The organism is Bacillus sp. P4_D3, assembly GCF_056401855.1.
Genome location: NZ_JBFUIN010000829.1, coordinates 1 through 1267 on the forward strand (window position 1 = coordinate 1; position 1267 = coordinate 1267).

Annotated in this window: 2 protein-coding genes; both read left to right on the plus strand. The window is 33.9% G+C overall.

The window, feature by feature from the left end; all coding sequences use genetic code 11:
* On the plus strand, positions 1 to 712 hold a 712-nt coding region (locus AC1DTM_RS27070), incomplete at its 5' end, for a suppressor of fused domain protein (RefSeq protein ID WP_477001337.1).
* Between the two features lie 164 nt (positions 713 to 876).
* The coding region (locus AC1DTM_RS27075) for a SecY-interacting protein Syd (RefSeq protein WP_016105400.1) at positions 877 to 1267 on the plus strand (391 nt) is incomplete at its 3' end.

Consider the following 1267-nt stretch of genomic DNA (forward strand, 5'->3'; position numbering starts at 1 on the left):
AAATAACCCAGTAATACGCCCGACATCCATTGAAGATTATAAATTACATATTCAGCAACATTATGGTCAAATTACGAATCATATAGAAGCAAATTCAAAAATAATTACTGATATAGAATTATATAATGTCGGTCCAAATGAAACAGTAGATTACAATACAGTAATAACATATCGGAATAGCTATTTCCGTATGCCAGCTCCATCAAGTGTAGATAGTGGTTATGCAGAACTTGTCATGCACCTGCCGAAGGAGTGGGAAGTAGCAGCGTCTGTTTTGGATAGTGCGAAATACGGTTGGCCCTTGCGCCTTTTACGAAAGTTTGGGGAAGAGGTAAGGGAAAATGGATATGGATTAGGGCAATGGCTTGTATTTTCGAATCAATCAGAGGGACGGATGTATGAAGCTCAATCAGTTGAAGGGAAATGGGATTCAAATACACCGTTTTATCCATATAGTAAAGAGACGGAATTTTCTGGTGTTATGGTTGTACCACCGTTGCCACAATGTTCGGATGCATTTAAAATGGAATTTCGTGAAGATGGTAAAAAAATAGAGGGTGACTGGCCGATCTATTTCCATACTCTATTACCATTATATAAAGAGGAAATCCAATGTTATTTCAAAGATGGATTGGATACGTTATTACAAAAATTACTGAAAAATGGTGTTGAAGCAGCATTTGATTTTAATCGAGAGAATACGTGTAAATAAGGTAGGAACTATTGAAAGGATTCATAGCGAAAAAGCAATAAGAATCGCTATATAACTTTATTATTAGTATTAAGGAGAATATACATGAAGCCTAATTATTTTTCAATTGCTAATAATCCAGTATGAAATGAAATCTTATTAGGTGTTAGTGCAAAGGATATGGCATGGAAATAAAAAAAGAGTTAGAGCGGTATTTTAAAGCACTTATGAATGTATGGGAGAAAAAATATGGAACGTATCCTAAAGTACCGTGGGATGCAGAAGTGGATCCTTTATTATATTTAAGTAATCCAGATGAAGAAGGATATGTATATTGGAAACCTCTTGAGAAAAATAAGATAGATAATTTTATAGAAATTGAGAAAGAACTGAGTGTAAATATTCACGATGCGATAAAAGAATACTTTAATTCTTATTGGTTCTTAGACATACAAGGCTTTTACGGTACAAAATTAGTTGTCCTTGACCCTGTGGAACCGAATAAATCTATAGTAGAATTTATTCAATTAACGAAACAGTATGAGGAGAGTGAAGGGAGAGAATTTAGGTATATAT